Origin of the sequence: Streptomyces sp. NPDC059080 (genome assembly GCF_042739975.1) — a bacterium.
GTDB classification, from domain to species: Bacteria; Actinomycetota; Actinomycetes; order Streptomycetales; family Streptomycetaceae; genus Streptomyces; species Streptomyces benahoarensis.
In genome coordinates this window covers 21,273-28,786 of sequence record NZ_JBHYGX010000017.1, presented here as the reverse complement: position 1 = coordinate 28,786, position 7,514 = coordinate 21,273, and the positions used below count along the sequence as shown (strand labels likewise).

At 76.9% G+C, this 7,514-nt stretch carries 6 protein-coding genes; 4 read left to right on the top strand and 2 right to left on the bottom strand.

Annotated elements, in window-relative coordinates; genetic code table 11:
• Positions 1–127: 127 nt before the first annotated feature.
• The gene (locus tag ACFWWQ_RS16020; protein WP_384596353.1) at positions 128–553 is read right to left on the bottom strand and encodes a hypothetical protein; all 426 of its coding nucleotides are present in this window, start codon (positions 551–553) and stop codon (positions 128–130) included.
• 243 nt (positions 554–796) lie between these two features.
• Between ACFWWQ_RS16020 and ACFWWQ_RS16015 the strand changes: the two genes are divergently transcribed.
• Positions 797–2,194, top strand: coding sequence for a tetratricopeptide repeat protein (locus ACFWWQ_RS16015; protein ID WP_384596350.1), 1,398 nt, complete (start codon positions 797–799; stop codon positions 2,192–2,194).
• A 44-nt stretch (positions 2,195–2,238) separates the two neighbouring features.
• Here the strand turns inward: ACFWWQ_RS16015 and ACFWWQ_RS16010 are convergent, their stop codons facing one another.
• A complete protein-coding gene (locus tag ACFWWQ_RS16010; RefSeq protein ID WP_384596347.1) occupies positions 2,239–2,832 on the bottom strand; it encodes a histidine phosphatase family protein in 594 nt (197 codons plus the stop codon).
• 411 nt (positions 2,833–3,243) lie between these two features.
• Between ACFWWQ_RS16010 and ACFWWQ_RS16005 the strand changes: the two genes are divergently transcribed.
• Genes ACFWWQ_RS16005 through ACFWWQ_RS15995 form a run of 3 tightly spaced genes read left to right on the top strand, consistent with a single transcriptional unit; the run spans position 3,244 to position 7,513 of the window.
• Entirely contained in the window at positions 3,244–4,602 is a 1,359-nt protein-coding gene (locus ACFWWQ_RS16005; RefSeq protein ID WP_384596344.1) for a hypothetical protein, read from the top strand.
• Positions 4,593–6,137 (top strand): hypothetical protein, encoded by a 1,545-nt coding sequence (locus tag ACFWWQ_RS16000; protein ID WP_384596341.1) that lies wholly within the window; start codon positions 4,593–4,595, stop codon positions 6,135–6,137. The genes ACFWWQ_RS16005 and ACFWWQ_RS16000 overlap by 10 nt, the downstream gene beginning before the upstream one ends.
• Positions 6,134–7,513, top strand: a complete 1,380-nt coding sequence (locus tag ACFWWQ_RS15995) for an AAA domain-containing protein (RefSeq protein ID WP_384596338.1) — start codon at positions 6,134–6,136, stop codon at positions 7,511–7,513. Before ACFWWQ_RS16000 ends, ACFWWQ_RS15995 begins: the two co-directional genes overlap by 4 nt.
• Position 7,514: the final 1 nt, after the last annotated feature.

Here is a 7,514-nt window from a genome sequence, read left to right as displayed (position 1 = left end):
ACCCATATTATGGTATGTGTGGGGGGCTGTTTTTTTTTAAAACCCCCCCCCCCCCCACCCCGCCCCCCCCGGCCCCCCCCCGCAACCCCGGGCGCCCCGGGCCCGCTTCGTACGTCCTGACCGAGCGTCAGCGGCAGCGGTCGACGGCCTCGATGGTGCGGGCCGCCTCGCCCAGGGCGGCCCGCAGCACGACCGGGTCGGTGGCGTCGCCGTACGCACCCTCGGGCGGCACCAGCCAGCCGGTCCCGGTCACCGGCGGCTCCGGCGCGCCGCGCCCGGCAGCCGTGGCGGACCCGCGGCCGAACGTCCGGGTGCAGGCGCTGCCGGGCAGGTCCCAGCGTTCGGCGGTCCCGGCGGGCACCAGGAAGCCGAGGGTGTGGCAGGGGGCGTCGTGCAGGACCGGGCCGACGCCGTCGCGGAGCCGCAGGATGTCGACGGCTTCGAGTCCCTGCCGGGCAGGCACCGTGACGAGGTCGCAGAACGGGGCAGGAACGGGCGGTGCGCCCGTCCCGGCGCACCTCGTGCCACCCTCACCCACACCGGACTTCCGCACGGAAAACCCCTCCTCCTGCACCGCTGCGTATCGACACCGTGTCCAACGGCGTGCCCCGTCAACAGCCACGGCGCCGGACCGCTGCAAAGGATGGCAGTTCATGGCGGATCGTGGGTGAGATATCCGGTTTGTAGCCATACCCTCCGTATCGGCGCCATCACAGCCGGTACGGTCGTCCCGCCGCTCCGCCAGGAAGCGGCATCGCCGGAAAGAGGGCACGGAGAGGGCACAGAGAGGTCCGCCATGGCGTCGCCAGCTGCGCATTCAGTGTCGTCCCGCACCGTCCCCGCCCGTCCGAACACCGCCTTCCGGCAGCTGCGCGGCAAGCTGTCACCGGGCGAGTTCGCGGCGGCGGTCCGACGGTCCGCCCGTGAAATCGGCGAGCAGGTCTCGTGCGACGCCCGCTATGTGGGCCGCGTCGAGTCCGGGGAGATCCGCTGCCCGAACTACGCCTACGAGCGCGTGTTCCGGCACATGTTCCCGGGGCTGTCGCTGTCCGGCATGGGCTTCGTGCCGCGCGAGGCGGTACGCGGACGGGGGGCGCGTACGGCGACGGTCAGCGCCCCGCCCCTGGCACCCGAACCCGACCACCGCGATACCTGTATCCAGAGCTGCGAGGAGAGCGACGTGCTGCGTCGCGCGTTCATCACCGGCGGCCCGGCGGCCGCCCTGGGCATCGCCGCCCCACCCGCCTTCACCGTCCCCGCGCCCCGGCCGTCGCCCGGCGGCCGTCCCGGCGCCGCCGAGGCCGACGCCGTCGAGGACGCGGTCCGGCGGATCCGGCTGCTCGACGACCGGCACGGGGCGGACGACATCTACCACCGCGCAATGGCCCCGCTGCACTCCGCGTACGCCCTGCTGGACGCGGGCCCGGAGCGGCGCTCGGTCGCCGACCGGCTGCACTGCGGCGCCGGTGAACTGGCCCTGTCCGTCGGCTGGCTGGCGCACGACTCGGGCCGCTTCGGGGACGCCCGCTCGCACTACGCCGAGGCGCTGGCCACCGCCCGGGTCTGCGGCGACGCGGCGCTGGAGGCGCACGCGTTCTGCAACACCGCCTTCCTCGCCCGGGACGCCGGGCGCCCGCGCGAGGCGGTCCGCGCGGCGCAGGCCGCCCAGCGGGCCGCGCGGCGCCTCGCCTCGCCCCGGCTCCAGTCGCTGCTGGCGCTGCGGGAGGCGGGTGGTCTGGCGCTGCTCACCGACCGCTCCGGCTGCGAGCGCGCGCTCGCCCGGGCCCGGCGGTTCTTCGGGAGCGGGCCCACCGACCACGACCCCGAGTGGATGAGCTTCTACGGCGAGGCGGAGCTGGAGGGCCTGGAGGCGCAGTGCTGGGCGGCGCTGGGCGACGGGGGGCGCGCGGTGGCGCACGCGCGCCGTGCGGTGGCGCTCCAGAAGCCGCACTTCACCCGGAACATCGCGCTGTTCACGACGGAGTTGGCGGGCGATCTGGCGGCCGACGGCGCCCCCGAGGAGGCGGGCGTCACCGGGAGCCGGGCGCTGCGGCTGCTCGGGCAGGTGAAGTCGTCCCGGATCCGCGCGATGCTCGACTCCACCGCCCGCGCGCTGCGGCCGCACCGCTCCGTCAAGGAGGTCGCCGCCTTCCTGGAGCGGCACGCGGCGCTCCCGGCGCCCCGCCAGGGCTGACGCACCCGGGGGGGGCAGGCGGGCCCCGACGCCCCGTACCGCGGTCAGCCCAGGTGGCCGGTGTCGTTCCAGCGCTCGATGGCGGGTTCGCCGTAGGCCCAGCCGAGGACCGACAGGGACGTCGGGTCGAGGCGGATGCGGGCGGCGAACGAGACGTCCAGGCCGAGCCAGCGGGCACCCAGGGAGCGCAGGATGTGGCCGTGCGCAAAGACCAGCACATCGCGGTCGGCCGCGCGCACCCAGTCGATGACGCGGTCGGCCCGCGCGGCGACCCCGGCGAGCGTCTCGCCCTCGGGGACCCCGTCGCGCCAGAGGAGCCAGCCGGGCCGCCGCTCCTTGATCTGTGCGGGCGTCAGGCCCTCGTACGCGCCGTAGTCGACCTCCATGAGGGCGTCCCACTCCTCGGCGCGGTCGCCGAACCCGGCGAGTTCGCAGGTCTCCTTGGCGCGCCGCAGCGGACTGGTGCGCACCTCGACGCCGGGCAGGCCGTCCCAGGGCGCGCGGTGCAGCCGCTCGCCCAGGAGCTTCGCGCCCGTGCGCCCCTCCTCCAGGAGCGGGATGTCCGTACGGCCGGTGTGCCTGCCGGAGAGGGACCACTCGGTCTGTCCGTGCCGGGCCAGGAAGATGCGCGCTGCCATGGGGGCCGTACCTCTCGCCGATCTCTCGGCTGTTCGTCGCAGGTGGTGCAGGTGGTGCAGGTGACGCCGCGGGCGCACCGCGGCGTCATCACCGTACGGGCGGGCGCGGGCGCGGCGCCGGGCCCGCGCGCCCCGCGGAATTCCATCATCGCGTACCGGGTCGTACGGGGCCGGGCCGCCCCGGGCACGGCAGCGCCCTCCTCCGGGTGGAGCGGCTCCTGCACCTCACCCCGGAACCGGCGCTGAACCGGCTGTTCACCGGGGTCCCGGTGGTCGGCGTCGCCGCCGCGTACGCGTATGCGGCGCTGCACGGGGCGGCGTGGCGGCGCCGGACCCGGCGGGGCCGCGCGGCCGCCGCTCGTCGCGCGAGGGCCGGGGGCGTTGTCGGTGCCGGATGCGAGACTTCGCCGGGTGAACGTTTTCCGCGACAGCCGACCCGCGGCGGCCGCTGCCCCGAGCGCACGGCCGACGCCGCCCCCGAGCCTGCGGCAGCGCCTCACCGAGCTGCGCGGGCCGGGCATACGCCCCCGCGCGCTCGACGCCCGGGCGCTCGCCGCGCTGGCAGCCAACCCGGGCTGCCGCCGCCGCGCGCTGCTGGACGGCGCGGGCGTCGACAAGGGCGCCCTGGCCCAGGCGCTCGGCTCCCCCGCGGGCCACGGCCAGTCCCGGTTCGCCCTCGCCCGGGGCAACAGCTTCGAGGCCCGCGTCAAGGCGGACGGCGGCGCCGAGCTGCTGCGGCTGCTGCACGCCCGGCTGCCGTCCGGCACCCCCGCGCCCGAGGAGGGCGAGGTCGCCGCGCCGGACCTGGCGGCGGCCGGTCCCGAGGGCCGGACCGCCCGGACGGCGCTGGCGCTGCGGGAGGCCACGGCCGCCGGTGGCTGGACGCTGCTGGACCACCCCTTGCTCGCCGTCGAGGTCGCCGGTTCGCCCGCCTATGTGGAGCCGGACGCGGTGGTGGTCCGCCCGGACGGCGTCTGGACGGTCGTGGAGATCAAGTCCTTCCCGATGATCGACGGCGCGGCGGACGCCGCCAAGGTGGGCGCGGCAGCCCGGCAGGCGGCCGTCTACGTCCACGCCCTGGAGGGCGTCGCCGCGCAGGTCACCACCCATGGGGAGCGCCCGGCCCGGGTCGGCGACCGGGTGCTGCTGGTGTGCCCGCAGGACTTCTCCAACCTCCCCACGGCCGCCGCCGTCGACATCCGTAAGCAGCTCGCCACCACCCGGCGGCAGCTGGCCCGCCTCACCCGGGTCGACGAGATCGCCGCAGCCCTGCCCCCGGACACCACCTTCGACCTGCACCTCGCCGACGACGGCCGGACGGCGACCCGCCCGGCGGACGAACTGGCCGCCGCCGTCGAGACGGTCGACGCGGCGTACGCCCCGGAGTGCCTGGCCGCCTGCGAGCTGGCGTTCCACTGCCGCGGCCGCTCCCGCGAGCGGGGCGCGGTGGAGACCCTGGGCCGCGGCGTACGCGGCGAACTGGGGTCGCTGCGCACCATCGACGAGGTGCTGGCGGCGGCAGCGGAGCGGACGGCGGACGCCGCCGCTCCCCCGGTGGACGCCCCGGGATGCGGCGCAGGACCGGAACACCCGGCCGCTCCGGAGCACGATCCGGAGGCCCCGGACCCCGCCGCCCCCGACGACACCGACCCCGCCCTCGCCGCGCTGCGCCGTGCCGCCCGGTTGCGCGCCGAGGCGCTGGCCGCCGCCGGGCCGCCCGTTCCCGTCCCCCGTACCGCCCCCGGAGCGGAGGATCCGGTATGTCGCTGATCGAGACGCTGGCGCGGATGGAGGCGGCGGCCGCCGGGGCGGCCCGCCCGCTCACCACCGTCCGCCACCGCCATCTGTCCGACCGCCCGCTGGTGTGCGTCCCGCTGACGACGGCGGGCGAGGCCGGTGCACCGCTGGGCGCCCTCGTCGGCACGGACCGCGAGCGGCCGCTGCTGCTGACGGTGGCGCAGCCCCGCGACCGCGATCTGCGCTTCGCGTTCCTCGCCGAGCTGGCCGACGCGGTCCTGCCGTACCTCGACGGCTTCGCCGACGCCGTCGGCCACGAGGAGCGCAAGGAGACCGACCCGGAGTCCGGCAAGAAGGTCACCGTCCAGGCCGAGCTGTGCGCCGACGCCCCGCAGCTGATCGTGCCGAGTACCGCGGGCGTCGCGTACATGCGGCTGCTGGGCCGCTCGACGCGGTTCCGGCGGACGGCCGAGCAGGACCCCGAGACGCCGTATCCCGCGCCGCCCCATGTGCCGCTGCTGGGCCGCTGGTTGACCCATCTCGGCGAGCGCGCCCGGGTGCCGGGTTCCTGCCTGTTGCCGTCCATGACGGAGCTGCTGACCCGCCATTGGGCGACGGGCCAGAGCGCCCTGGAGGACCAGCATCTGGGCGCCCTGCTCGCCTGGATCGACCCGCCCGAGGGCCTGTCGGGCCGGGCCGCCGCCGAGCGCGCGGAGTCGGCGCGCGGCGCGGCCGGCATGCTGCACTGCCCGCCCGCCGGCCCCGCCACCGACCCGGCGTTCGACAACGCCCTGCTCGCGCCCGCGATGGCACGGTACGACGCGGACGTGCCCGGCGCCGCGGAGGAGCTGCGCGAGCTGATCGGCGGCCAGCTGCGGCCCGCCTGGGACGCGGTCTGGCGCGGGTACGACCTGCTGCGCGCGCTGCCGCCCGGTGACCACGTCGCCGACCGCTGGAAACGCGACCGCTGGTCGTACACCGCCCACCGCGACCGGGTGCGCGCGGGCGAGCCGCCGCAGCCCAAGCGGGACGACGCGGTCACCGCCGCCCGCAAGCTCGCCTCCCGGGAGACGGCGCAGGCCCAGCTGGACGCCCAGGAGGCGCTGGACGATCCGCTGGTGATGGCGGGGCGGCGGCTGGCCGGGGAGGCGTTCGCCGGGGAGGTCACCGCCGTCGAGGAGGCGTTCTCCGCGGGCCCGCGCCCGATGCCGCGGCCCCTGGTGACGCTGCGCACCGCCGACACCCCGCTGCTCACCGACGGCGCCCGGCTGCACCGCCCGCTACCCGACGGCAAGGCGCAGAGCGCCGTGTTCGTGGCGTACGAGGACGGGGCGGCGGGCAGCCTGACGGTGCGGCTCACCGGCGGCATGGGGCGCGGCAAGGTGCCCGCGCCCGGTTCGGTGCCCGAGCCCGGTGAAACGGTGTGCTGGACGCTGTTCGAGCACGCCCCGCGCGGCGGCCCGCAGCTGCCGGAGCCCGAGGACACCCCGTGGACGCACGGCGGCCCGCCCGCCACCGGACCCGAGGGTGACGCCCCCGACCCGACGACCCCGGAGGACTTCCTGTGACCGGCGCCCCGTGGACGACGCGACAGGCCCCCGGGCCGGGCGGCGCGGAGCCGTTCGACCCGGGCGCGGCGGCCGCCGCCGCGACGGACGCGATCCTCCACGACACCCTGCACGGCACCCGTCCCGGCGTGGTCGTCGACTCCCCGCCGGGCGCAGGCAAGTCCACCCTCGTGGTCCGCGCGGCCCGGGAACTCGCCGCGGCCGGGCACCCGTTGATGATCGTCGCGCAGACCAACGCCCAGGTGGACGACCTGGTGCTGCGCCTCGCCGAGAAGGATCCGCAGCTGCCGGTCGGGCGGCTGCACGGCAGTGAGGCGGGCACCGTCGACCCGGCGCTCGCCACGCTGCCCGAGGTCCGCACCTCCGCGAAGATCGCCGACCTCGCCGGGATGGACATCGTCGTCTCCACCGCCGCGAAGTGGGCCCACACCAAGGTCGAGGAGGGCTGGCGGCACGCGATCGTCGACGAGGCGTACCAGATGCGCTCCGACGCGCTGCTGGCCGTCGCCGGGCTCTTCGAGCGGGCGCTGTTCGTCGGCGACCCGGGACAGCTGGACCCGTTCAGCGTGGTCGGCGCCGAGCAGTGGGCCGGTCTGGCGTACGACCCGTCGTCGAGCGCCGTCGCCACACTCCTGGCGCACAACCCCGACCTGCCGCAGCACCGCCTGCCGGTCTCCTGGCGGCTGCCCGCGTCGGCGGCGCCGCTGGTGTCCGACGCGTTCTACCCGTTCGCCCGTTTCCGCAGCGGCACCGGCCCCGGCGACCGGAGCCTGGCGTTCGGGGTTCCGGGCGACGGCTCGGGCGTCGACCGCGTCCTCGATGAGGCCGCGGTGTCCGGCTGGGGCCTGCTGGAGCTGCCCGCCCGGCACACCCCGCGGACGGACCCGGAGGCGGTACGGGCGGTGGCCCTGGTGGTGCGGCGGCTGCTGGACCGCGGCGCGGCCGCCACCAGCGAGCGCGGTCCGGATCCAGAGCCGGTGACGGCCGCCCGGGTCGCGGTCGGCACCGCGCACCGCGATCAGGCCGCCGCGGTGCGCGCGGCCCTCTCCGAGCTGGGGGTGAGCGGCGTCGTGGTGGACACCGCCAACCGCCTCCAGGGCCGCGAGTACGACGTCACGGTGGTGCTCCACCCGCTCTCCGGGCGCCCCGACGCCACCGCGTTCCACCTGGAGACGGGCCGCCTGTGCGTGCTCGCCTCCCGCCACCGCCACGCCTGCATCGTGGTCTGCCGGGCGGGCGTGGCCGAGCTGCTGGACGAGCACCCGTCGACGGAGCCGGTGCAGCTCGGCGTCACGGTGAAGTTCCCGGACGGCTGGGAGGCCCACCACGCCGTACTGTCCCGGCTCGCGGAGCACCGGGTGGGGTGGCGGGCGTGAC

Excerpts from the sequence above, each read along its gene's own strand:
- ACFWWQ_RS16000 (WP_384596341.1), top strand. The coding sequence starts at position 4,593 with ATGTCGCTGATCGAGACGCTGGCGCGGATGGAGGCGGCGGCCGCCGGG.
- ACFWWQ_RS16015 (WP_384596350.1), top strand. The coding sequence starts at position 797 with ATGGCGTCGCCAGCTGCGCATTCAGTGTCGTCCCGCACCGTCCCCGCC.
- ACFWWQ_RS16010 (WP_384596347.1), bottom strand. The coding sequence starts at position 2,832 with ATGGCAGCGCGCATCTTCCTGGCCCGGCACGGACAGACCGAGTGGTCC.